The organism is Streptomyces sp. NPDC055966 (genome assembly GCF_042269865.1).
Classification (GTDB): Bacteria; Actinomycetota; Actinomycetes; order Streptomycetales; family Streptomycetaceae; genus Streptomyces.
In genome coordinates this window covers 338,930-363,102 of record NZ_JBHJYK010000009.1, presented here as the reverse complement: position 1 = coordinate 363,102, position 24,173 = coordinate 338,930, and the positions used below count along the sequence as shown (strand labels likewise).

Sequence of the window (24,173 nt, the reverse complement as noted above, 5' to 3'; positions counted from 1 at the left end):
CGCCCGGTTACATTCCGAACCCGGAAGCTAAGCCTCACAGCGCCGATGGTACTGCAGGGGGGACCCTGTGGGAGAGTAGGACGCCGCCGAACAATCTTTGGAGGACCCCTGGTCCCAGCGTTCAGCTGGGACCAGGGGTCCTTTTGTTTTTACAATGCTTGCGGTACCGAAGACAGGAGTCACCATGTCCACCAACTCGCCCGACGACCGACCGGAGCGCGACCAGCGGCGACGGGACAGTGGTGACCGCGGTGATCGTGGCGGCTACCGCGGGGACCGCCGTGACAACGACCGCCGTGGTAGCGACCGTCGTGATGACCGGGGTGGCTACGGCCGGCGCGACGACAACCGTGGTGGCTTCCGCCGCGATGACCGGCGTGACGACCGGCGTGATGATCGTCGTGGTGGTTACGGCGAGCGTGGTGACCGTGGTGGTTACGGCGGTCGTAGGGATGACCGTCGTGAGGGCGACCGGGGTGCGCGTCCGGCGTTCCAGCGGGACGACCGGGACCGTGGGCCGCGTCGGGACGATCACCGCCGTGACGACCGTGGCGGTGACCGTGGTGGTGACCGTGGTGGTTTCCGCCGTGACGACCGTGGCGGCGACCGTCCGGCCTTCCGCCGCGACGACGACCGTGGTGGCTACGGGCGCCGCGACGACCGCCGTGACGACCGGCGTGGCGACGACCGCGGCGGTTACGGCCGGCGTGACGACAACCGCGGTGGTGGCTACTCCGGCGATCGCGAGCGTGGTGGCTTCCGCCGCGATGACCGGCGTGATGACCGGCGTGATGATCGTCGTGGTGGTTACGGCGAGCGTGGTGACCGTGGTGATCGTGGTGGTTACGGCGGTCGTAGGGATGACCGTCGTGAGGGCGACCGGGGTGCGCGTCCGGCGTTCCAGCGGGACGACCGGGACCGTGGGCCGCGTCGGGACGATCACCGCCGTGACGACCGTGGCGGTGACCGTGGTGGTTTCCGCCGTGACGACCGTGGTGGTGACCGTGGTGGTTTCCGCCGTGACGACCGTGGCGGCGACCGTCCGGCCTTCCGCCGCGACGACGACCGCGGCGGTTACGGCCGGCGTGACGACAACCGCGGTGAGCGCGGTGAGCGCGGCGGGTTCCGGGGGCGGGACGACCGTGGTGCCCGTGGGCCCCGTCGGGACGACCGCGGTGGTCGGCCCGGTGGCTTCCGCCGTGACGATCGTCGTGATGACCGCCGTGACGACCGGGGCGGTTACGGCCGCCGCGACGACAGCCGCGGCGGCGGCCGCTTCCGTGACGAGCGGGAGCGCGACCGGGAGCCGATCAAGCGGCTGCCCATCCCGGAGGACGTCACCGGTGACGAGATCGACAAGGACGTCCGGCAGGAGCTCCAGAGCCTGCCCAAGACGCTCGCCGAGGACGTCGCCAGGAACCTGGTGATGGTCGCCCGCCTCATCGACGAGGACCCCGAGGGCGCCTACGGCTACTCCAAGGTGGCCCTGCGCCTGGCGTCCCGCGTGGCCGCCGTACGCGAGGCCGCCGGGTTCGCCGCGTACGCGAACCAGAAGTACAGCGAGGCCCTGGCCGAGTTCCGGGCTGCCCGACGGATGACCGGCACCGTGGAGCTGTGGCCGGTGATGGCCGACTGCGAGCGTGGGCTCGGGCGGCCGGAGAAGGCGCTGGACATGGCCGGTGCTCCCGAGGTGCACAAGCTGGACAAGGCCGGTCAGGTCGAGATGCGCCTGGTCGCGGCCGGTGCCCGGCGTGACATGGGCCAGCTGGACGCGGCCATCGTGACCCTCCAGAGCCCCGAGCTGGCCTCCAACTCGGTGCAGGCGTGGACCGCCCGGCTGCGCTATGCCTACGCCGACGCCCTGCTGGCCGCCGGCCGGGACGGCGAGGCGCGTGAGTGGTTCGCCAAGGCCGTCGAGGCCGACCGGGACGGCAGCACGGACGCCTCGGACCGGCTCGCCGAGCTGGACGGCGTGGAGTTCGTCGACGCCCTCGACGAGAGCGACGGCGAGGCCGCGAAGGCCTCGGAGCCCGGGGAGAACCACGGCGAGGACGCCGACGAGGAGGACACCGACGAGGCCGCTGACAAGGACTGACGTCCGTTGACTGACGTCCGTCACTGAAAAGAGGGCAGGCCCCCGGCGGGGGCCTGCCCTCTTTCGTGTTGTGGTCGTCCTCGGCGGTCGTCCTCGGACGTGCTGCCTGCTCAGGTCTCCAGGGCCCGCAGGACCAGCCCCGTCGCCGGTTTCGGGCCGAAGGACGTCGACTTGCGCGGCATGGTGACACCCTGGCGGGCCAGGTCGCGTACGACCTCCTCGCGGACGGGGTGCATCAGGACGGCCGTACCGCCGTCGCGTTCCGCCTTGGCGACCGTCGCGGCCGTGTCGTGGATGTAGGCGATGTGGGCGGGGGAGTCCTCGGGGATGTGCCAGACGTGGTCGAGGAGCGTGGCGTGCAGGACGGTGGCGTCCAGGGAGCGCCAGGCGGCCGGGCGGTCGGCCGGGACCGTGCGGGCCAGCAGGTCCGGGTCCGGGCGGTCGAGCAGGTGGAAGGCCCCGTCGCCAGCCAGCAGGAAGGCGTTGCCCGTGCAGGTCGCGTCCGCGAGTACGTCCAGGGCCTCGGCCAGCGGGGCGTCGAGGTGCCGCACCCGGAACAGGCCTTCCACGGCGGCCAGCGCGTCCGCGACCGGCAGGCCGTGCAGCAGGCGGTGGATGGCGCGCACGCGCAGCGGGTAGCGGGCGGTGTCGACGAGGAGGACCAGGCCGTAGTCCCAGGCGCTGGGGGAGGGCTGCTCCGCGCGGAGCAGCCGGTAGGTGGCCCAGCGGTGGTGACCGTCGGCGATCAGGGCCTGGTGCCGGGCGAGGTCGTCCTGGACCAGGGTCAGCTCGGCGGGGTCGGTGAGCGACCACAGGCGGTGGTGGAAGCCGTCCTCGGTGGTCGTGGAGAGCAGCGGGGGCCGCTGCGCCGTGCGCTCGATGACCTCGGCGGTCGTGCCGTTGCCGCGGTAGGTCAGCAGGAGCGGTTCCAGGTTCGCGCGCGTGGCGCGCATCAGGTCCGCGCGGTCGGCGACGACGGGCGGCATGACGTCCTCGTGCGGCAGCACCACGCCCTCGGACGGCTCCGAGATCCGCAGCGCGCCGATGACACCGCGCTGGAGCAGGCCGTCGCCGTCTCTCTGCTCGTAGACGTACAGGCCGGGTTCCGGATCCGTGGTGAGGATGCCCTCGGCGAGCCAGCGGCGCAGGGTGTCTGCCGCCTGTTCGGTGCGGGCGCTCGGGGTGCCGGCCTCGGGCAGGATCAGCCGGACGATGTTGTGCGGGTCGGCGGACTGGAGGTGGTGTACCCCGTCGGGCCGGACGACCACGTCGTACGGCGGGGACGTGACGGAGGCGAGGCTGCCGACCCGTTCGGGGTCGTAGCGAAGGCCTCGGAACGGCGTGAGTTCCAGGCCTCGGCGCGCCTTCGCTTCCGAGTGACCTGCGGTATTCATCCCGGCATCGTACGTGTGTCAGTGGCGTGCGGGATGATCGGGGGAAAGGCGATCGAACGAGGAGCGATGTGGAATGAGCCAGGCGGTCAGGACGAGGCTCGAGGGCAGTGGGCAGCCCCTGAGCGAGGCGTACGACACGGCGCTGCTCGATCTGGACGGGGTGGTGTACGCGGGCGGGAACGCGATCGCGCACGCCGTCGACTCGCTGGCGGTGGCGCGGACGGGCGGGATGCATCTGGCGTACGTCACGAACAACGCGCTGCGCACGCCGGACGCGGTGGCGGAGCACCTCACGGAGCTGGGCATACCGACGGGGGCGGACGACGTCATCACGTCCGCGCAGGCCGTGGCGCGGCTGATCAGCGAGCAGGTGCCGGCGGGGGCGCGGGTGCTGGTCGTCGGCGGTGAGGGGCTGCGGGTGGCGCTGCGCGAGCGGGGGCTGAATCCGGTGGAGTCGGCGGACGACGATCCGGCGGCCGTGGTGCAGGGCTTCGGCGGGCCGGAGCTGACCTGGGGGCGGTTCGCGGAGGCGTCGTACGCGGTGGCGCGCGGGGTGCCGTGGTTCGCGTCCAACACGGACCTGACGATCCCGAGCGGGCGGGGCATCGCGCCGGGCAACGGGGCGGCGGTGGAGGTCGTGCGGATCGCGACGGGCAAGGAGCCGCAGGTGGCGGGCAAGCCGCTGCCGCCGATGCACAAGGAGACGATCATCCGTACCGGAGCGCGGCGGCCGCTGGTGGTCGGGGACCGGCTGGACACGGACATCGAGGGCGCGTTCAACGGCGGGGTGGACTCGCTGCTGGTGCTGACCGGTGTCACCGACGGGGCCCGGCTGCTGTCCGCGCCGCCGCAGCACCGGCCGACGTACGTGGACGCCGATCTGCGCGGGCTGCTCACCGGTCAGCCGGAGGTCACGGCGGCGGGCGAGGGTTTCCGCTGCGGCGGCTGGACGGCGGCGGCAGGGTCGGACCGGCTGGAGCTGGAGGGCGACGGCGAGGCGCTGGACGGGCTGCGGGCGCTGTGCGCGGCGGCCTGGACGGCGGCCGGGGAGGGCTCCTGCGAGCTGGACGGGGGGAAGGCGCTGGCGCGGCTCGGACTGTGAGGGACCCCGGGGATCGAGATCGGGAGCGAGGGTAGGCTAACCTAACCTCGTGTTGGTCGACAGTCCTCCGGAACAGCGCGCGGAGACCGCCCCCGCGCCCCCAAGTCGCAAGGCGGTACGGGCCCTTGGGCTCCTGCTCTCCGTCGTGGTCCTGATGCTCGTCGCTCTGGCGAGCATCGCGATCGGGGCGAAAGCACTGTCGCCGGACCAGGTCTGGCACGGCCTGTTCCACGACACGGGCACGTACGGCGATGTCGTCGTGGACGAGCGGATCTCGCGCACGGTGCTCGGGCTGCTCGCCGGGGCCGCGCTCGGTCTGTCAGGTGCCGTGCTCCAGGCGCTCACCCGCAATCCGCTGGCCGATCCCGGGCTGCTCGGGATCAACGCGGGTGCCTCCGCGGCCGTCGTCACCGCCATCACCTGTCTCGGCGTCACCAGCCTCACCGGCTATGTGTGGTTCGCCTTCCTCGGCGCCGCGGCGGTCGGCGCGCTGGTGTGGTTCCTCGGCGGCAGCCGCGGCGCCACCCCGGTCCGCCTGGCCCTCGCCGGTACGGCCGTCAGCGCGGCCCTCTACGGCTATCTCCAGGCCGTGATGATCACGGACGACGCGGCGCTGGGCAAGATGCGCTTCTGGACGGTGGGTTCGCTGGCCTCGGCCACGAACGCGACCATCGTGCAGGTGCTGCCGTTCCTCGCGGCCGGCACGCTGCTGGCGCTCGGGCTGGCCCGGCCGCTGAACGCCGTGGCCATGGGCGACGACACCGCCCGTGCCCTCGGCGCCCACCTGGGCCGCACCCGCGCGCTCGCCATGCTGGCCGCCACCGTGCTGTGCGGTGCCGCGACCGCCGCCTGCGGTCCGATCGTGTTCGTCGGCCTGATGGTGCCGCACGTCGTGCGCTCCTTCACCGGCCCCGACCTGCGCTGGATCCTGCCGTACGCCACGGTCCTGTCGCCCGTGCTGCTGCTCGGCGCCGACGTGATCGGCCGGGTCGTGGCCCGCCCCTCGGAACTCCAGGTCGGCATCGTCACCGCGCTCATCGGCGGGCCGGTCTTCATCTTTCTCGTACGACGGCGGAGGACGGCCCAGCTGTGAAGACCCCAACCGTGAACCGGGCCCTGCGCACGCCCGGCGGGCTCTCGCTGCGCCTGGACGTGCGGGCCGTGCTCGTCGTCGTCATCCTGCTGGTGGCCGCCGGTGCCGCGGGCGTGCTGCTGATCGGCACCGGCGACGCGAAGATCCCGGCGGCCGACGTGCTGAGGACCCTCGCCGGGAACGGCACCGCCTACCAGGACTTCATCGTCAACGAGTTGCGGCTGCCGCGGGTCCTGGTCGGCCTGCTGGTCGGTGCCTCGCTCGGCCTCGGCGGCGCCCTCTTCCAGTCCGTCTCCCGCAACCCCCTCGGCAGCCCCGACGTCCTCGGTCTGTCGCAGGGCTCCACGGCCGGCGCGCTGGTCGTCATCGTGCTGATGTCCGGCACCGCCGCCCAGGTCACCCTCGGCGCGCTGATCGGCGGTCTGGCGACCGGATGCGCCATCTATCTGCTCGCCTGGAAGCAGGGCGTGCACGGATACCGGCTGGTCCTGGTCGGTATCGGCATCTCCGCTGTCGCCACCGCGATCAACGGCTATCTGCTCACCAAGGCCGACATCGTCGACGCGGCCCGCGCGGTCGTGTGGATGACCGGCTCCCTCAACGGCCGTGACTGGGACCAGGTCTGGCCGCTGCTCGCCCTGTGCGCCGTCCTCGTCCCGGTCGTGCTCGCGAACGCGCGCGGCCTGCGGATGATGGAGATGGGCGACGACGTCGCGTGCGCCCTCGGGGTGCGCGTGCAGCGCGTCCGGCTGGTGCTGATGGTCTCCAGCGTGCTGCTCACCGCCGCCGCCACGGCCGCCGCCGGACCCGTCGCCTTCGTCGCGCTCACCGCGCCGCAGCTCGCCCGGCGCCTGACCCGCTCGCCGGGCCCGAACCTCGTGCCCTCCCTGTGCATGGGCGCCGCCCTGCTGGTCGCCGCCGACTGGGCCTCGCAGCGCGCCTTCGGCGCCGACCAGCTGCCCGTCGGCGTGGTCACCGGCGTCCTCGGCGGCGGCTATCTGCTCTGGCTGCTGGTCACCGAGCGCAGGGCGGGCCGGATATGAGCGGCACGCACACGAACACCCCTGGGAGCACTGTGAACCGCCTGTCCGCCGAGAACGTCACCCTTGCCTACGAACAGCGCGTCATCGCCGAGCAGTTGTCGGTGGAGATCCCCGACAACTCCTTCACGGTGATCGTCGGCCCGAACGCGTGCGGCAAGTCGACACTGTTGCGGGCGCTGTCGCGGATGCTCAAGCCCAGTGCGGGCCGGGTGCTGCTCGACGGGCAGGTCATCCAGTCGATGCCGGCGAAGAAGGTGGCCCGCACCCTCGGCCTGCTGCCGCAGTCGTCCATCGCGCCCGACGGCATCACCGTCGCCGACCTCGTCGGCCGCGGCCGCTACCCGCACCAGGGGCTGCTGCGCCAGTGGTCGACGGAGGACGAGCGGGTCGTGCGGGAGTCCATGCGGCAGACCGGGGTCGCGGAGCTCGCCGACCGGTACGTCGACGAGCTCTCCGGCGGGCAGCGCCAGCGGGTGTGGATCGCCATGGCGCTGGCCCAGCAGACCCCGCTGCTGCTCCTGGACGAGCCGACCACCTACCTCGACATCCAGCACCAGATCGACGTCCTCGACCTGTGCGCCGAGCTGCACGAGACCCAGGGCCGCACCCTCGTCGCCGTCCTGCACGACCTCAACCACGCGGCCCGCTACGCCACCCATCTGATCGCGCTGCGCGGCGGCACGGTCGTCGCCGAGGGTGCCCCGAACGACATCGTCACGGCCGAACTGGTCGAGGAGGTCTTCGGGCTGCGCTGCCAGATCATCGACGACCCCGAGACCGGGACCCCGCTGGTGGTGCCGGCCGCGCGCAAGGCCAGGGCCGCGGCGGCGTCCTGAGGACGGTCACAGCAGCTTTCTGAGCCGGAACAGGTCCAGCAGGCTCGCCTCCAGCCGCACCCGGCCGGTGCCCCAGGCGGTCGCGAAGTTCAGCTCGCCGCTCACCAGGTCCACCAGGTCGTCCCCGGCCATGGCGAGCCTGATCTGCGCCTTCTCCCGCGGCGGACCGGGGTGGGTGTCGTCCACCTCGATCCGGCCGCCGGTCAGCCGGCCGGTGAAGGTGACGTCCAGGTCGGTGATGTGGCAGCTCACCGAGCGGTCCAGGGCGGCGGCCGCCCGGACGTCGCCTTCGGCGCCCTGCATGTTGTCCGAAAGCTTTCCCAGTGCGGCGCGGCACGCCTCGATCGTGGCCATCGTCCCCGACGGTATACCAGCGGTTCGGGGTAGCGTCGGGGCATGAACGACTCGGTTCCGGAGACGGAGATCCCGGCGGACGCGCCGGAGGCGGAGGACGCGGCGCAGGAGTACGACCCCGCCGCGCCCGCCCCGCTGAACGTCCCGCGCACCCCCACCGGCAACGCCGAGGTCGACGCCCAGCTCGACCGGCTCGCCGACACCGACCACCTCGCCACCGACGGACACGTCGAGGTGTACGAGGATGTACATCGGGGGCTGCGCGACGCGCTCACCGCGCTCGACGCCCGCCCGGTACCTCAGGTGCCCCCACGGCCGTAGACAAAAGCAGACAAAAGCAGGAGCTGAACCGAACGTGGCAGGAGTCGCACGCCGTCGTCTGGACGCGGAGCTGGTCCGGCGGAAGCTCGCGCGCTCGCGCGAGCACGCCAGCCAGCTGATCACCGCCGGGCGGGTCACCGTCGGCAAGACCGTGGCGACCAAGCCGGCCACGCAGGTGGAGACGGCCGCGGCGATCGTCGTGCAGAGCGACGACAGCGACCCCGACTACGTCTCCCGGGGCGGCCACAAGCTCGCGGGCGCGCTGGCGGCCTTCGTGCCGCTGGGGCTCGTCGTCGAGGGCCGGCGCGCGCTGGACGCCGGCGCGTCCACCGGCGGCTTCACCGACGTGCTGCTGCGTGCGGGCGCCGCGCACGTCGTCGCCGTGGACGTCGGCTACGGACAGCTCGCCTGGTCTCTCCAGAACGATGAACGCGTCACCGTCAAGGACCGTACGAACGTAAGGGAGTTGACGCTCGACGCGATCGATGGGGAAGCTGTGGATCTTGTCGTGGGCGATCTGTCCTTCATCCCGCTCGGGCTGGTGCTGCCGGCCCTCAAGCGGTGTGTGAAGCCGGACGCCGACCTGGTGATGATGGTCAAGCCGCAGTTCGAAGTGGGGAAGGAACGGCTCGGCAGCGGGGGTGTCGTACGGAGTCCGCAGCTGCGGGCGGAGGCCGTGCGCGGGGTGGCCGAGAAGGCCTGGGAGCTGGGGCTCGGGGTGCGTGGTGTCACCGCGAGTCCGCTGCCGGGCCCCTCGGGCAACGTCGAGTACTTTCTCTGGCTGCGGTCCGGCGCCCCCCGCCTGGACCCGGCCGACGTCGACCGTGCAGTGGCGGAGGGGCCGCGTTGACACAGAACCTGGCGCGTACTGTTTTCCTGCTCGCCCACACCGGGCGGCCCGCGGCGATCCGCAGTGCGGAACTCGTCGTCAAGGGCCTGCTCCGGCATGACATCGGGGTGCGGGTGCTGGAGGAGGAGGCGTGCGACCTGCCGCTCCCCGAAGAGGTGGAGCTGGTCAAGGAGGCGACACCGGACTGCCTCGACGGGTGCGAGCTGCTGATCGTCCTCGGCGGTGACGGCACCCTGCTGCGGGGCGCCGAGTTCGCCCGCGCGTCCGGCGTGCCGATGCTCGGCGTCAACCTCGGGCGGGTGGGATTCCTCGCGGAGGCCGAGCGGGACGACCTCGACCGGGTGGTCGACCGGGTGGTGGCGCGGTCGTACGAGGTCGAGGAGCGGATGACCGTCGACGTCGTCGTGCACCGCAACGGGGACATCGTGCACACCGACTGGGCGCTGAACGAGGCGGCCGTGCAGAAGGCCGGCGCCGAGAAGCTGCTGGAAGTCGTGCTGGAGATCGACGGGCGGCCGGTGACGGGGTTCGGGTGCGACGGTGTCGTGCTGTCGACCCCGACCGGATCCACCGCGTACGCCTTCTCGGCCGGCGGGCCCGTGGTGTGGCCCGAGGTGGAGGCGCTGCTGATGGTGCCGATCAGCGCGCACGCGCTGTTCGCCAAGCCGCTCGTGACCTCGCCGGACTCCGTGCTCGCGGTGGAGGTGCTGCCGCACATCCCGCCGGGTGTCCTGTGGTGCGACGGGCGGCGGACCGTCGAGCTGCCGCCCGGTGCGCGGGTGGAGGTGCGGCGGGGGGCGGTGCCGGTGCGGCTGGCCCGGTTGCACCATTCGTCGTTCACGGACCGGTTGGTCGCGAAGTTCGCGCTGCCGACCACGGGATGGCGAGGGGCTCCGCACCACTCGACGGAGTGAGAGGGGCGGCCTGTGTGCACTCCCCGCCCCGGACCTCGTATGGTCTGTTCCGTGTTGGAGGAGATGCGGATACGGTCGCTCGGGGTCATCGACGATGCCGTCGTCGAGTTGTCGCCGGGGTTCACCGCGGTCACCGGTGAGACGGGTGCGGGCAAGACCATGGTGGTCACCAGCCTGGGGCTGCTGCTCGGTGGCCGGGCGGATCCGGCGCTCGTGCGGATCGGCGCCGGGAAGGCGGTCGTGGAGGGGCGGATCACCGTCCCCGCGGGCGCGCCCGTCGTCGTACGCGCCGAGGAGGCCGGTGCCGAGCTGGACGACGGCGCGCTCCTGATCAGCCGTACCGTCTCCGCCGAGGGCCGCTCACGCGCGCACGTGGGCGGCCGCAGCGTGCCCGTCGGGCTGCTTGCCGACCTGGCCGACGAGCTGGTGGCCGTGCACGGGCAGACCGACCAGCAGGGCCTGCTGAAGCTGACCCGGCAGCGGCAGGCCCTGGACCGGTACGCGGGCGACGCCGTCGCCGTGCCGCTGGCGAAGTACGCCGAGGCCTACCGGCGGCTGCGGGCGGTCTCCGCCGAGCTGGAGGAGATCACCACGCGCGCGCGTGAGCGGGCGCAGGAGGCCGACATGCTGCGCTACGGCCTCGACGAGATCGCCGGGGTCGAACCGCGGGCCGGGGAGGACGTCGAACTGGCCGAGGAGGCCGAGCGGCTGGGGCACGCCGAGGCGCTGTCGTCCGCCGCGACGGCCGCGCACGCCGCTCTCGCGGGCAACCCGGAGGACCCCGAGGGGATCGACGCCTCGACGCTCGTGGCGGGCGCCCACCGGGCCCTGGAGGCCGTCCGGTCCCACGACGCGGCGCTGGCCGCGCTGGCCGGCCGGATCGGGGAGATCGGGATCCTGCTCGGCGACGTCGCCGGCGAACTGGCCGGGTACGCCGACGACCTCGACGCCGATCCGCTGCGGCTGGCGGCGGTGGAGGAGCGCAGGGCCGCGCTGACGGCGTTGACGCGCAAGTACGGCGACGACGTCAACGCGGTGCTGGCGTGGGCCGAGCGGAGCGCCGCCCGGCTGACCGAGCTGGACGGCGACGACGAGCGGATCGGGGAGCTGACCGCCGAGCGGGACGCGCTCCGCACCGAACTGGGCGGCCTCGCACAGGCGTTGACGGACGCGCGCACGGAGGCCGCCGCGCGGTTCGCCGCCGCCGTGACCACCGAGCTGGCCTCGCTGGCGATGCCCCACGCGCGCGTGTCCTTCGACATCCGGCAGACCGAGGACCCGGACGGCGTCGAGGTCGGCGGCCGTACGGTCGTCTGCGGCCCCTCGGGCGCGGACGAGGTCGAGCTGCTGCTCGCCCCGCACCCCGGCGCCCCGCCGCGGCCCATCGCCAAGGGCGCCTCCGGCGGTGAGCTGTCCCGGGTGATGCTCGCCGTCGAGGTCGTCTTCGCGGGTACCGACCCCGTGCCGACGTACCTCTTCGACGAGGTCGACGCGGGTGTCGGCGGCAAGGCCGCGGTCGAGATCGGGCGGCGCCTGGCGAAGCTCGCGAAGACCGCGCAGGTCGTCGTGGTCACCCACCTGCCCCAGGTCGCCGCCTTCGCCGACCGGCAGTTGCTGGTCGAGAAGACCAACGACGGCTCGGTCACCCGGTCCGGCGTGAAGGTGCTGGAGGGCGAGGAGCGGGTCCGGGAGCTGTCCCGGATGCTGGCCGGCCAGGAGGACTCCGAGACGGCCCGCGCCCACGCCGAGGAACTGCTGGCGACGGCCCGGGCGGACGCGTGAGCGGCCGGACGGCCACCTTCACCGCCCTGGCGGGCTCCGGCGCGCTCGCCGCCGCCGTCACCCGCGCCGGCACGGCCGCCCTGCGCCTGGGCGCGCCGGGCACGCGCGCGCGTTGGGAGCGGAAGAACCACGCCGGGCGGACCGTCGAGCTGTACGCCGGGCCCGCCTCGGCCGTCGGTACGGCGCTCGCCGCCGCCCGTGTGCACCCGGCCGCCGGGGCCGCCGTACTCGCCGCCGGCGCCTGCGGGGCCTACGACGATGTCGCCGCTCACCTCTCCGGGGACACCCGGCGCGGCTTCCGCGCGCACCTCGGCGCGCTGCGGAACGGCGAGGTCACCAGCGGGGCCGTGAAGCTGTTCGGGATCTCGGCCGCCGGGCTGGCCGCCGGCGCGCTGCTGAAGGAGCGGGCGCTGGACAAGCTGCTCGCCGGCATCGTGATCGCCGGTACGGCACACTTCGTCAATCTCGTCGACGTACGGCCCGGGCGGGCCGCCTGCGCCGTGCTCGCGCTCGGCGCGCCCGGGCTGCTGCGCACCGGGCCTGGGGCCGAGTTGTCGGCCGCCGCGATGGGCGCAGCCGCTGCCGTGCTCCCGGAGGACCTGGGGGAGCGCGCGATGCTCGGTGACACGGGGGCGCACGCCCTCGGTGCCACGCTGGGGGCGGCCATCGCGGCGGGCAACCGGCGCGCGGGACTGCTCGCGCACGCCATCGCGGTCGTGGCCGCCGCGGCGTACGGCGATCGGGTGACCGCCGCGGCGGGCTCGCTGTGACCGTCTGACCTCGGCGGACGGGGGCGCGCGTCGTTCGCCCGCGCCAGGCATTCCTTCACCCGTGTGGGTGACGTGCGCCGGCGCATTGCCCCGGCCCGCGGCAGCGTGCGCCCGCCCGGGTTTCCCGCAACGGCCCTACGCCCTGGCATGCTTGGCGGAGAACGGGGGCGGGCGGCGGCCCGGACGGGCCCGCGCGGGAGGCGCGCGGGGTATGTCCTTCCGCTCCCTTGCGCCCGCTACTTTCTGTACGTTTCCTCGTGACCGCCCACGTCGAACCAGGAGCCTCGGCCACGTGAGCCCCCTGAGCAGCAACGCGCCGCACGGTCAGTCGACGCTGCGCACCGTGCAGGTGCTGGGCGGAGGCAACGCCGGCAGCAGCGCCCATGTGCGCTCCCTGGCCGCGGGGCTCGTGGCACGGGGCGTGCGGGTCACCGTGTGCGCCCCTGTCGAGGCCGACCGCGCCTACGACTTCACCGGCGCCGGTGCCGAGCACGTGCACGTGCCGCGCAGCAGCGACCCCGTCTCCGTGGCCGCGCTCCGGGCGGCCTGCTCGGGCGCCGACCTGGTGCACGCGCACGGACTGCACGCCTCCTTCCGGACCGTGCTCGCGCTCAGCGGCCGGCGCACCCCGCTCGTGGTCACCTGGCACGACCGGGCCCGCGCGGAAGGGCCGCGGTCCCAACTGCTGAAGGTGCTGGAGCGGCGCGTGGTCCGCACCGCGACCGTGGTCCTCGGCACCAGCTCCGACCTGGTGGAGCGGGCCCGGCGGACCGGGGCGCGGGACGCCCGGCTGGCCGCCGTCGGCCTGCCCGGACAGCGCACGCCCGTCGACCGCGACGACCCCGACCGGCTGCGGGCGAAGATCCGCGCCGAACTCGGCGCCGGATCGGGCCCGTTGCTCATCGCCGTCGGCTCCCTCGACCGCCACCGCGGCTACGACGTCCTGCTCGACGCCGCCCGCGCCTGGCGGGACCTGGACCCCACCCCGCTGGTCGTGATCGCGGGGGAGGGGCCGCTGCGCCCGCACCTGGCGCGCCGGATCGAGGACGAGGAGCTGCCCGTGCGGCTCATCGGCCGCCGCGAGGACGTGCCCGAACTGCTCGCCGCCGCCGATCTGACGCTCCTGACGAGCAGTTGGGAGTCGCGCTCGGTCCTCGCCCAGGAGGCGCTGTACGCGCGCGTGCCCCTCGTCGCGACCCGGGTCGGCGGCATCCCCGACCTCGTCGGCGACGCGGCCGCCCTCGTCCCGTACGGCGACGCGGAGGCGCTCGCCGACACCGTCGTACGCCTCCTCGATGACCCCGAGCGCTGCCAGGAGCTGCGCGAGGCGGGGGTGCGGCAGACCGCCGGCTGGCCGACCGAGGACGAGACGGTCGCCCAAGTGCTCAGTGTCTACGACGAGTTGACGCAGCCCCGGCCGCTGGCCTGAGCGGGGCCCGCTAGGGCACGTGGCGGCGCGCACGCAGCGCGAGGCTCAACGCCAGTACCGTCTGCGGGTCGTCGAGGTCGGTGCCCAGCAACTCCCCGATGCGGGCGAGGCGGTTGTAGAGGGTCTGCCGGTTCAGATGCAGTTCGCGGGCCGTCTCCGCCTTGCGGCCGGCGTGCGCCAGATACGTCTCCAGGGTCGGCAGCAGCGGCGGCCTGGAACGGCGGTCGTGCTCGCGCAGCGGGCCGATCGCGCGGTCCACGAACGCGGCGAGGTCCGGGTGGTCGCGCAGCCGCCACAGCAGCAGGTCGATGTCCAGGCGCCGGGCGTCGTACCAGGGCCGGTCGGTCAGGCCCTGCGCGGCCGTCGCCGTCTCCGCCGCGTGCCGCAGTCCCGCCGAGGCGGCCGCCCAGCCGCCCGCCGCGGCGACGACCACGACCGGCGGCGGCGAGCCCGGCCGCCGCATCCCGGCCCGCTCCACCCCCGCCCGGAGGGCCGCCGCCACCCGGTCCGCGACCGCGGCCCGCTCCGGCTCCGCGCGCAGGCCCAGCAGCACCAGCACCCGGCCCTCCACCGGCCGTACCCCCAGCAGCACCGGCACCCCCACCGCCGCCAGTTCCTCGGACACCGCCCGCGCCAGCACCGCCCAACCCCCGCCCGGGGAAAGGGAGTCGCCGATCCGCATCACCACGGGCAGCAGCGGGCTCTCGCCGGGCTTGAAGCCGAGCACCCGGGCCTGCGCCGGGGCGTCCTGCGCCGAGATCCGGCCCTCGGCGAGATCGGTGAGGAAGTCACCGCGCCCCCGCGCCGCCAGCTCCTCCTCCTGCCGGGCCTGCATCAGCACCACGGCCAGGATGCCCGCGGCCCGCTCGGCGGCCATCCGGTGCACCGGAGCCAGCGGCGAGCACACCGGCAGCAGCACCAGGCGGGCGCGGACGGAACCCGCCGTCCCCGGTCCGCCGCCGGGCACGTCCACCAGCACCGAACCGGCGGGCGGCGGCGCGTCCTTGTGCGGGCCGCGCAGCCCCTCCCACACCTGGAGCGGATCCGCGCCCTCGGGCCCCTCCCCGGCGGCGTACAGCAGCCGCCCGTCGGGCGTCTCCAGGAACACCGGGTTGCCGCCGAAGCCGGCCAGGATGCCCAGCACCTGCGGCACCCCGCCACCGCCGAGCAGCGCCTCGGTACAGCGCCGGTGCACCTCCTCGGCCCGCTGGAGCAGCGCGTAGTGGCCGTTGACGATCTCGGTGTGGATCTCCTCTGTCACCGTCACGAACGGCACCTCGCGGTGCAGCTGGACCAGCGGCAGCCCGGCGGTCCGCGCGGTGTCCACCAGCGCGGCGGGCAGCCGTGTGAAGCGCGGGCCCAGCTCCACCACCAGGGCGGCGATCCCGCGCTCGGCGAGGGTGCGCACGAACGCCCGCTGCTCGGCCGGGCGGGTGCCGAGGCCGTAGCCGGTGGTGAGGAGCAGCTCGCCGCCCTTGAGCAGCGAGGCGATGTTCGGCACCTCGCCCGCGTGCACCCAGCGCACCGGGCGCCCCAGCCGGTCGGCACCCGCCAGGATCTCGGGCAGTCCGCTGCGCAGGCCGGGCAGCTCCAGGGCCCGCTGCACGGTGATCCCGGCGCCCTGGGTGTCGAGTCGGTGGTCGGTGCGGCTGTCCATGCAGCGGACGCTACCTGCGCGAACGCCCTTCGGGACAGCTTCGGGACGGCTTCGGGTCACACCGGTTCGACAGTGTGGCCGAAGCGGAAGACGTTGTCCGGGTCGTAGCGCCGCTTCACCTTCTCCAGCCGCAGCAGGTTCCCGGCGCCGAGGCCCGCCCGCAGCCGCTCGGGGCCCTCGTCGCCGACGAGGCCGAGGCAGACCGCACCGGTGCTCCAGGGCCGTACGTCGGCGCACGCGTCCCGCACCCAGGCCGTCGCACGCTCGTCGTCGGCCGGGTCCGCCCAGCCGGCGAAGGGGTGCAGCAGCCAGGACGCGTCCCGGTACGGCACCGGGTAGGTGCGCGGGCCGGCGGCGATCGCGCCGCCGAGCGGGACGAGCGCGAGCCGGTGCGCGCCCGGCACCGGCAGGTCCGCCGCGCGGGCGCAGAAGGCGTCCACCGCCGCGTCGGGCAGCGCGTCCAGGCACTGCGCCGACCAGTGGGCGCGCATTCCCCACGGCGGGTAGGGCAGGGCGTCCGGCTCCGTCTCGTGCGGCAGCGCGAGCAGCGGCCCGGCGAGCTCACGCAGGCCGCTCTCGCCGCCCACGTACGTCAGCAGGGCGCAGCACCCCGGCGCGGACCGCGCCCGCGCACCGGTCAGGTACAGCACGGCTCCGCCCACCTCGTCCGGACCGGTACGGATGACCTCGCGGAAGGCGCGGACCACGTCCGGGCCGGCCTGCGGCGGGTACCGCAGCAGCGCGACCGCGTACCGCGGCAGTTCGTGCAGCTCCAGCGTGAGCGCCGTCGCCACGCCGAAACCGCCGCCCCCGCCGTGCAGCGCCCAGAACAGCTCGGGGTTCTCGTCCGCGCTCGCGTGCACCCGCTCGGCGTCGGCCGTCACCAGCTCCACCGCGATGAGGTCGTCGACGGCCAGGCCGAAGGCACGGTCCAGGCGGCCGGTACCGCCGCCGAGGACGAAGCCGGCGACTCCGGCACCCGGCACATGGCACCCCGTGGCCATGAGTCCGTGGGGCCGGCTCGCCCGGTCCAGGTCGCGCGTCGTGGCCCCGCCCGCGACCCGGACCGCCTCGTCCGCCGGGTCGACGGTGACCGTGCGCATCCGGCTCAGATCCACCAGGAGCGCCCCGTCGACCGGGCCGCCCGCCAGGCCGTGCCCGCCGCCGCGCACCGCGATGCGCAGGTCCAGATCGCGTGCGAAGCGCACCGCGCGGACGACGTCGGCCGTGTCCGCGCACCGCGCGATCACGGCCGGGCGCCGGTCGATCCGTGCGTCGAAGACGGCCCGGGCCCCGTCGTAACCGGGATCCCCCGGGGCGAACACGTCGCCGGCCAGATCCTCGCGCAGCACGGCCAGGGCCGCCCGCGCCTTCGAGAGGGAAGCCATGGCCGACCGCCCCCTTTCCGGAAAGGGGGGATGCGTTCGGTTTTCAGCCTAGGCGGGGCCGGTCACCGGGTCGCGCTCAGCCTCCGTACGCCCCCGAAGCCGTCAACCGCAGTGCCGTGTCGATCAGCGGCACGTGGCTGAAGGCCTGCGGGAAGTTGCCGACCTGGCGCTGCAGGCGCGGGTCCCACTCCTCGGCGAGCAGGCCGAGGTCGTTGCGCAGCGCGAGGAGCTTCTCGAACAGCTTGCGGGCCTCGTCGACGCGGCCGATCATCGCCAGGTCGTCGGCCATCCAGAACGAGCAGGCCAGGAAGGCGCCCTCGTCGCCGGGCAGGCCGTCGACGCCCTCGTCGCCGCCCGAGGTCGGGTAGCGCAGGATGAACCCGTCCGGGGTGGACAGCTCGCGCTGGATCGCCTCGATCGTGCCGATCACCCGCTTGTCGTCCGGCGGCAGGAAGCCCATCTGCGGGATCAGCAGCAGCGAGGCGTCCAGCTCCTGGGAGCCGTAGGACTGCGTGAAGGTGTTGCGCTCCTTGTCGTAGCCCTTCTCGCACACGTCCCGGTGGATGTCGTCGCGCAGTTCCTTCCAGCGCTCCAGCGGGCCGTCCGCGTCGCCGGACTCGATCAGCTTGATCGTGCGGTCGACGGCGACCCAGGCCATCACCTTGGAGTGCACGAAGTGCCGGCGCGGGCCGCGCACCTCCCAGATGCCCTCGTCCGGCTCCTGCCAGTGGTCCTCCAGGTAGCGGATGAGCTTCAGCTGGAGCAGCGAGGCGTAGTCGTTGCGGGCCAGACCCGTCATGTGGGCCAGGTGCAGGGCCTCGGTGACCTCGCCGTACACGTCCAGCTGGAGCTGGTGCGCCGCGCCGTTGCCGACCCGGACCGGGGCGGACTTCTCGTAGCCGGGCAGCCAGTCCAGCTCGGCCTCGCCGAGCTCGCGCTCACCGGCGATGCCGTACATGATCTGCAGGTTCTCCGGGTCGCCCGCGACCGCGCGCAGCAGCCACTCGCGCCAGGCGCGGGCCTCCTCGCGGTAGCCGGTGCGCAGCAGCGACGACAGGGTGATCGCGGCGTCGCGCAGCCAGGTGTAGCGGTAGTCCCAGTTGCGCACGCCGCCGATGTCCTCGGGCAGGGAGGTCGTCGGGGCCGCGACGATGCCGCCGGTCGGGGCGTACGTCAGCGCCTTCAGCGTGATCAGGGAGCGGATCACCGCTTCGCGGTACGGCCCGTGGTACGTGCAGTGGTCCACCCACTCGCGCCAGAACTCCTCCGCCGCCTCCAGCGACGTCTCCGGCTCCGGCAGCGGCGGCGGCTCCCGGTGCGAGGGCTGCCACGAGATGGTGAAGGCGATCCGGTCACCGGGGGCGACCGTGAAGTCGGCGTACGTCGTCAGCGACTTTCCGTAGGTCTCCGCCTCGGTGTCGAACCACACCGAGTCCGGGCCCGCGACGGCCACCGTACGGCCCTCGTTCCTGTGCACCCAGGGCACCACCCGGCCGTAGGAGAACCGCATCCGCAGGGCGGAGCGCATCGGCACCCGGCCGGTGACGCCCTCGACGATCCGGATCAGCTGCGGCGCGCCGTCACGCGGCGGCATGAAGTCGGTCACGCGCACGGTGCCCCGCGGGGTGTCCCACTCGGACTCCAGGATCAGCGAGTCGCCGCGGTAGCCGCGCCGGGCGGCGACCGGCGGCGTCGCGTCGGCCGCGTGCGCCGGGCCGAGCCGCCAGAAGCCGTGCTCCTCGGTGCCCAGCAGGCCGGCGAAGATGGCATGCGAGTCGAAGCGGGGCAGGCACAGCCAGTCCACCGTGCCGTCCCGGCAGACCAGTGCCGCGGTCTGCATGTCTCCGATGAGTGCGTAGTCTTCGATGCGCCCGGCCACGTGCAACTCCAGTCGAACGGCCACGTCACGCCCCCGCGCAGGGGGCTGTCGCTGATGCGGTCAAGGGGTCGTTGTTGTGCGTCGTTGAGCGGTGAAGCAAAGCAGCCCGCCGAGCCCTGAGGCAAAACGACAGTCCTTGCTCAACGAACTGCCGCGCGCTCGTTGTTCCGGTGGATATCGGCGGGGGTGTGCCGTCGTTCCGGCCTGGCTCGGCAGCGAATGTCCGAGCAGGATACGACGCAGCCAGATGATCTGCGTGCCGCTCCGGGCAACCCGTGTGGGCCGAACGAGTGAGCAGCGGGTGATGACGATGTGACCGGCACGTTTTTGTGGTGACACGTGTGGCGGACGTGGTGGAGACCCGTCGGCCGGCCCCGTGCGGGCACCCGCGGCGGGCCGGGCCGTGTCCGCGCCGGTGCGGAGCGTGGCCGGAAGCCATCTCCTCCGGGCGCTGATACCCTGGTAGCCCGTGGACCGGTGGGACCCGAAGGAAGACAGACGGGCTCCCCCGAACCGCAGCGGCGGCGCCCCCACCCGGAAGCACAGCGATGTCCGGGCCCGGCAGCCGCACCGCACGAAAGCCAGCGACCACGGGAGCCCCCTCTTGGCCATGCCGCCGAAATCCACGACGACCAAGCACATCTTCGTCACCGGGGGTGTCGCCTCCTCGCTCGGCAAGGGCCTCACCGCCTCCAGCCTGGGCATGCTGCTCAAGGCCCGCGGGCTGCGCGTCGTGATGCAGAAGCTGGATCCGTATCTGAACGTCGATCCGGGCACGATGAACCCCTTCCAGCACGGTGAGGTCTTCGTCACCAACGACGGTGCCGAGACCGACCTCGACATCGGACACTACGAGCGGTTCCTGGACCGTGACTTGGACGGCACCGCCAACGTCACTACAGGCCAGGTCTACTCCACCGTGATCGCCAAGGAGCGCCGCGGCGAGTACCTCGGTGACACCGTGCAGGTCATCCCGCACATCACCAACGAGATCAAGCACCGCATCCGGCGCATGGCGACGGACGAGGTCGACGTCGTCATCACCGAGGTCGGCGGCACCGTCGGCGACATCGAGTCCCTGCCCTTCCTGGAGACCGTCCGCCAGGTCCGCCACGAGGTCGGCCGCGACAACGTCTTCGTGGTCCACATCTCGCTGCTGCCCTACATCGGCCCCTCGGGCGAGCTGAAGACCAAGCCCACCCAGCACTCCGTGGCCGCGCTGCGCAACATCGGCATCCAGCCCGACGCGATCGTGCTGCGCTGCGACCGCGAGGTCCCCACCGCCATCAAGCGCAAGATCTCCCTGATGTGCGACGTGGACGAGGCCGCCGTCGTGGCCTGCCCCGACGCCCGCTCCATCTACGACATCCCGAAGGTCGTGCACACCGAGGGCCTGGACGCCTACGTCGTGCGCAAGCTCGACCTGCCCTTCCGTGACGTGGACTGGACGACCTGGGACGACCTGCTGGACCGCGTCCACAACCCCGACCACGAGATCACCCTCGCCCTGGTCGGCAAGTACATCGACCTGCCCGACGCCTATCTGTCGGTCACCGAGGCCCTGCGCGCCGGCGGCTTCGCCAACAAGGCCCGCGTGAAGATCAAGTGGGTCACCTCCGACGACTGCAAGACCCCGGCCGGCGCCAAGGCCCAGCTCGGAGACGTCGACGGCATCTGCATCCCCGGCGGCTTCGGCGACCGCGGTGTGCTCGGCAAGGTCGGCGCGATCAGGTTCGCCCGCGAGAACAGGATCCCGCTGCTCGGCCTGTGCCTGGGCCTGCAGTGCATCGTGATCGAGGCCGCCCGCAACCTGGCCGACATCCCCGACGCCAACTCCACCGAGTTCGACCCCGCCACCGCCCACCCGGTCATCTCCACCATGGCCGAGCAGATGGACATCGTCGCCGGCGAGGGCGACATGGGCGGCACCATGCGGCTCGGCATGTACCCGGCCAAGCTGGCCGAGGGCTCCATCGTGCGCGAGGTCTACGACGGCAAGGAGTACGTCGAGGAGCGCCACCGCCACCGCTACGAGGTCAACAACGCCTACCGCGCGGAACTGGAGAAGAAGGCCGGGATCCTGTTCTCCGGCACGTCGCCGGACGGCAAGCTCGTCGAGTACGTCGAGTACCCCCGTGACGCGCACCCCTACCTGGTCGCCACCCAGGCGCACCCGGAGCTGCGGTCCCGGCCGACCCGCCCGCACCCGCTCTTCGCCGGGCTGGTGAAGGCCGCGGTCGAGCGGAAGATCGCGAAGTAGCACAGGAGCTGTACGGTGGCCGGGGCGCGTGTGTCCAGCACGCTCGCGCCCCGGCCGCCGGCGCATGTGGGGAAGGACAGGGCATGACGATCAAGGACAGTCCCGAGGAGTGGGAGATCCGGGCGACGGACACCCCCTTCGTGGGCAACAAGACCTCCGTGCGCACGGACGACGTGGTCATGCCCGACGGCTCGGTCGTCCGCCGTGACTACCAGGTCCACCCCGGATCGGTCGCCGTCCTCGCCCTGGACGAGGAGGACCGGGTCCTGCTGATCAACCAGTACCGCCACCCCGTGCGGCACAAGCTGTGGGAGATCCCGGCCGGCCTGCTCGACGTCCCCGGCGAGAACCCGCTGCACGCGGCCCAGCGCGAGCTGTACGAGGAGGCGCACGTCAAGGCCGAGGACTGGCGGGTGCTGACCGACGTGTACACCACCCCCGGCGGCTGCGACGAGGCCGTACGGGTCTTCCTCGCGCGGGAGCTGGCGGAGGCCGAGGGCGAGCGGTTCGAGACCGAGCACGAGGAGACCGACATGGAGTACGCGCGCGTGCCGGTCGACGAGCTGGTGCGCCGTGTCCTGGCCGGCGACGTGCACAACAACTGCCTGGTCGTGGGCGTGCTCTCGCTGGTGGCGGCCCGCGGCGGCGACGGTCTCGACGCCCTGCGCCCGGCCGACGCCCCCTGGCCCGCCCGGCCCTTCACCTCCTGAGCCACCCGTTCGGCTCGGTGGTGTGACGATCGCCTGATCCGATCGAGCGATCTGTGCGCCGCGCTCCTCACCGCACGTCAGAGAGCGTGAACTAGGCTTTTCACGCCTGTCTCGGAAGATCCGGCGGGCTTGCGCGTGCGGTGGGACGGGAGTGTGGCCCGTGACGGATCAGGCGGTGGACGCAGGCGGCGTGGGGCGACCGGCGCACGAGGTCACGGAAGACTATTTCCTGGGGCGCACACGGGAGTTGAAGGAGCTGCGCGCCGACATCGAGCGCGCGGGCCTGGACACCCTCGCCGGCCGCAAGGCCCCTCGCGCGCGCGTGCTCCTGATCGCGGGCCGCCCCGGCTCGGGCCGGACCGCGCTCGCCGAGAAACTCGTCCGCCAGATCGCCCGCCGCTACCCCGACGGGGTGCTGCGCGCCCGGCTCGGCGAGCCCGACGGCACCCCCGTCCCGGTCGAGCGCACCGCCCGCGACCTGCTCGCCGCGCTGGACCGGCCGGCCCCGCCCGGCGCCGCCGAGGACGAGCTGACCGAGGCGCTGCGCACCGCCCTCACCGACCGGCGCACCCTGCTGCTCCTGGACGACGCGGCCGGCGCCGAGCAGGTCGACGCGCTGCTGCCGGACTCCCCGGACTGCCTGGTCGTGGCCGTCTCCCAGGGCCCGCTCACCGGCATCGCGGACGTCCGCCCCTGCACCGTCGGCGGCCTCGACACCAAGTCCGCGGTGGAACTGCTCACCCGCTACACCGGCGCGGTCCGCATCACCGTCGACCCGCGCGCCGCCGAGAGCCTCGCCGAGGCCTGCCAGGGCCACCCGGCCGCGCTGGTGCTGGCCGGCGGCTGGCTCGCCGCCCGACCCCAGGCCGCCGTCTCCGACCTGGCCAAACGGCTGCACGCCGGCGCCGACGACGCCATGGACGCCAGCCCGCCCGCCCGGGTCCTGCGGCTTGTGTACGACGAGCTGTCCGCCCCGGCCGCCCGGATCCTGCGGCTGCTCGCGCTCGCCCCGGCCGGCCTGGCCGACCCGCACACCGCCTCCGCGCTCGCGGGCTGCTCGGTCGGCGCCGCCCGCGCCGTCCTGGACGACCTCGTCGCCCTCGGCCTGCTGCGCGCGGCGGACTCGCCGCTGCCGCAGTACGAGGTCCCCGGCTGGCTGCACCCGCTGCTGTGGGCCCTCGCCCGGAGCCAGGAGCGGCCCGCGGAGCTCCAGCTGGCCCGGGCCCGGATGCTGGAGCGGACGGTACGGCTGCTCCAGGCGTGCCGGGCGATCACCGAGACGGACAGCGCGCAGGCCCGCGAGAAGCTGAACGCCATGCCCCGCGAGGTGCGCTTCCCCAACCCCCGGGCCGCCGCCGACTGGCTGCGCATCCGCCGGCCCGCCCTGCTCGCCTCCGCCCGGCTCGCGGTGGCCGACGGCGAGCTGGACACGCTCGCCCGGCGGCTGATGTCCCAGCTGGTCAGGGCCCTGGTGGCGCACGAGGGCACCCAGGCCGCCGCGGCCGACCTGTACGGCCTGCACAGCCTCGTCCTCGATGTCGCCGAGCGGCGCGGGCTGCCCCGGGAGAAGGCCGCCGCGCTGCTGAACCTGGGCGACGTGGACGCGCAGACCGGCCGCACCCGGGACGCGCTGGCCCGCTACCGGCTGGCGCTGGCGGCCGGACGCGAAGCGAACGACCCGTACGCGACCGGCCGCGCGATGGAATCCGTAGGCGGGGCGTACCAGGAGCTGGGGGACCACGACCGGGCCGCCGACTGGTTCGGCCGGGCCCTGGCCGAGCGGCTGGCCCGGGGCGAGCGCGAGCAGGCCGCCCGGCTGTACGGCCGGATCGCCACCGCCCACACCTACGCGGGCCGTTACGGCGAGGGTCTCAGGAACTGGCGGGCGGCCGTCGCCGGGTACCGCAAGGGCGGTGATGTCGCCGCCCACGCACGGGCGTTGAGCGAGCTGGCCCGGGTGCAGGAGTACGCCGGACGCTTCGAGGAATCGCTGCGCACCTGCCAGGAGGCGGCGGAGTGGGCGCGCCGCGCCGAGGACGTCCGGCTGCAGGCCGCGCTCCAGCTCCGGCTCGCCGACACGCTGGAGCATCTCGGCGACCCCACGGCCGCCCGACTGCACCGCGCGGCGGCCGAGCGCATGCTGGGTGAGGAGGCCCCGCAGGACGGCACCGAGGACGACACAAGGGCGGAACAGGACAGGAATGCCTGCGAAATCCGTAGTCCATCCAGTGAAGATTGATGCAATGAAAGGCTAGACACGCAGAACACCTTCATTAAACTGGCTCTGCCGCACGTT

Annotated in this window: 20 protein-coding genes and 1 rRNA gene; 16 read left to right on the top strand and 5 right to left on the bottom strand. The window is 73.6% G+C overall.

Translation table 11 applies throughout. The annotated features are described in order from the left end of the window. From rrf to ACFC8N_RS21765, 3 genes are all read left to right on the top strand, one after another. Positions 1-92 (top strand): 5S ribosomal RNA (gene rrf, locus ACFC8N_RS21775); the annotation flags it as partial. 150 nt (positions 93-242) lie between these two features. Beyond that, entirely contained in the window at positions 243-1,427 is a 1,185-nt protein-coding gene (locus ACFC8N_RS21770; protein ID WP_376289140.1) for a hypothetical protein, read from the top strand. Beyond that, positions 1,319-2,095, top strand: coding sequence for a hypothetical protein (locus ACFC8N_RS21765; RefSeq protein WP_356022699.1), 777 nt, complete (start codon positions 1,319-1,321; stop codon positions 2,093-2,095). Before ACFC8N_RS21770 ends, ACFC8N_RS21765 begins: the two co-directional genes overlap by 109 nt. Before the next feature lie 110 nt (positions 2,096-2,205). Here the strand turns inward: ACFC8N_RS21765 and ACFC8N_RS21760 are convergent, their stop codons facing one another. Continuing rightward, complete coding sequence (locus ACFC8N_RS21760; protein ID WP_376289128.1) at positions 2,206-3,489, bottom strand: DUF1015 domain-containing protein; 1,284 nt, start codon at positions 3,487-3,489, stop codon at positions 2,206-2,208. 73 nt (positions 3,490-3,562) lie between these two features. Here ACFC8N_RS21760 and ACFC8N_RS21755 point away from each other — a divergent pair, with 73 nt between their 5' ends. From ACFC8N_RS21755 to ACFC8N_RS21740, 4 genes are read left to right on the top strand one after another with little or no spacing between them, the layout of a single operon-like run. After that, positions 3,563-4,591: an HAD-IIA family hydrolase gene (locus tag ACFC8N_RS21755; protein WP_376289126.1), complete on the top strand. Its 1,029-nt coding sequence runs from the start codon at positions 3,563-3,565 to the stop codon at positions 4,589-4,591. 49 nt (positions 4,592-4,640) lie between these two features. Next, a complete protein-coding gene (locus tag ACFC8N_RS21750; protein ID WP_356022667.1) occupies positions 4,641-5,684 on the top strand; it encodes an iron chelate uptake ABC transporter family permease subunit in 1,044 nt (347 codons plus the stop codon). After that, positions 5,681-6,727, top strand: coding sequence for a FecCD family ABC transporter permease (locus ACFC8N_RS21745; RefSeq protein ID WP_376289124.1), 1,047 nt, complete (start codon positions 5,681-5,683; stop codon positions 6,725-6,727). The genes ACFC8N_RS21750 and ACFC8N_RS21745 overlap by 4 nt, the downstream gene beginning before the upstream one ends. Beyond that, positions 6,724-7,563, top strand: coding sequence for an ABC transporter ATP-binding protein (locus tag ACFC8N_RS21740; RefSeq protein ID WP_376289122.1), 840 nt, complete (start codon positions 6,724-6,726; stop codon positions 7,561-7,563). Before ACFC8N_RS21745 ends, ACFC8N_RS21740 begins: the two co-directional genes overlap by 4 nt. 6 nt (positions 7,564-7,569) lie before the next feature. Here ACFC8N_RS21740 and ACFC8N_RS21735 read toward each other — a convergent pair whose 3' ends face one another. Then, a complete protein-coding gene (locus ACFC8N_RS21735; RefSeq protein WP_356022660.1) occupies positions 7,570-7,917 on the bottom strand; it encodes an SCP2 sterol-binding domain-containing protein in 348 nt (115 codons plus the stop codon). Positions 7,918-7,959: 42 nt separating this feature from the next. Here ACFC8N_RS21735 and ACFC8N_RS21730 point away from each other — a divergent pair, with 42 nt between their 5' ends. From ACFC8N_RS21730 to ACFC8N_RS21705, 6 genes are all read left to right on the top strand, one after another. Next, entirely contained in the window at positions 7,960-8,238 is a 279-nt protein-coding gene (locus ACFC8N_RS21730; RefSeq protein WP_362819331.1) for a hypothetical protein, read from the top strand. A gap of 34 nt (positions 8,239-8,272) precedes the next feature. Then, complete coding sequence (locus ACFC8N_RS21725; protein WP_356022655.1) at positions 8,273-9,088, top strand: TlyA family RNA methyltransferase; 816 nt, start codon at positions 8,273-8,275, stop codon at positions 9,086-9,088. Then, the gene (locus ACFC8N_RS21720; RefSeq protein WP_071382332.1) at positions 9,085-10,002 is read left to right on the top strand and encodes an NAD kinase; all 918 of its coding nucleotides are present in this window, start codon (positions 9,085-9,087) and stop codon (positions 10,000-10,002) included. The genes ACFC8N_RS21725 and ACFC8N_RS21720 overlap by 4 nt, the downstream gene beginning before the upstream one ends. Positions 10,003-10,041: 39 nt before the next feature. After that, positions 10,042-11,784, top strand: a complete 1,743-nt coding sequence (recN, locus tag ACFC8N_RS21715) for a DNA repair protein RecN (protein WP_376289119.1) — start codon at positions 10,042-10,044, stop codon at positions 11,782-11,784. Beyond that, a complete protein-coding gene (locus tag ACFC8N_RS21710) occupies positions 11,781-12,554 on the top strand; it encodes a hypothetical protein (RefSeq protein WP_356022650.1) in 774 nt (257 codons plus the stop codon). Before recN ends, ACFC8N_RS21710 begins: the two co-directional genes overlap by 4 nt. A gap of 292 nt (positions 12,555-12,846) precedes the next feature. Next, positions 12,847-13,983, top strand: a complete 1,137-nt coding sequence (locus ACFC8N_RS21705) for a glycosyltransferase family 4 protein (protein ID WP_356022647.1) — start codon at positions 12,847-12,849, stop codon at positions 13,981-13,983. A 10-nt stretch (positions 13,984-13,993) separates the two neighbouring features. Here the strand turns inward: ACFC8N_RS21705 and ACFC8N_RS21700 are convergent, their stop codons facing one another. The 3 genes from ACFC8N_RS21700 to ACFC8N_RS21690 all read right to left on the bottom strand — a co-directional run bounded on the left by ACFC8N_RS21700 (position 13,994) and on the right by ACFC8N_RS21690 (position 18,907). Beyond that, complete coding sequence (locus tag ACFC8N_RS21700) at positions 13,994-15,640, bottom strand: PucR family transcriptional regulator (protein ID WP_376289117.1); 1,647 nt, start codon at positions 15,638-15,640, stop codon at positions 13,994-13,996. 56 nt (positions 15,641-15,696) lie between these two features. Then, positions 15,697-17,028: an FAD-binding oxidoreductase gene (locus ACFC8N_RS21695; RefSeq protein WP_376289115.1), complete on the bottom strand. Its 1,332-nt coding sequence runs from the start codon at positions 17,026-17,028 to the stop codon at positions 15,697-15,699. A 76-nt stretch (positions 17,029-17,104) separates the two neighbouring features. Next, positions 17,105-18,907: a glycoside hydrolase family 15 protein gene (locus ACFC8N_RS21690; RefSeq protein WP_356022698.1), complete on the bottom strand. Its 1,803-nt coding sequence runs from the start codon at positions 18,905-18,907 to the stop codon at positions 17,105-17,107. A 610-nt stretch (positions 18,908-19,517) separates the two neighbouring features. On the opposite strand from ACFC8N_RS21690, the gene ACFC8N_RS21685 reads away from it, so the two are divergent. The 3 genes from ACFC8N_RS21685 to ACFC8N_RS21675 all read left to right on the top strand — a co-directional run bounded on the left by ACFC8N_RS21685 (position 19,518) and on the right by ACFC8N_RS21675 (position 24,116). Next, complete coding sequence (locus ACFC8N_RS21685) at positions 19,518-21,167, top strand: CTP synthase (RefSeq protein ID WP_071382327.1); 1,650 nt, start codon at positions 19,518-19,520, stop codon at positions 21,165-21,167. An 83-nt stretch (positions 21,168-21,250) separates the two neighbouring features. Then, on the top strand, positions 21,251-21,877 hold the full coding sequence (locus ACFC8N_RS21680; RefSeq protein ID WP_356022640.1) for an NUDIX hydrolase: 627 nt from the start codon (positions 21,251-21,253) through the stop codon (positions 21,875-21,877). A gap of 160 nt (positions 21,878-22,037) precedes the next feature. After that, positions 22,038-24,116 (top strand): tetratricopeptide repeat protein, encoded by a 2,079-nt coding sequence (locus ACFC8N_RS21675; protein WP_356022637.1) that lies wholly within the window; start codon positions 22,038-22,040, stop codon positions 24,114-24,116. The last annotated feature ends 57 nt before the right edge of the window (positions 24,117-24,173 follow it).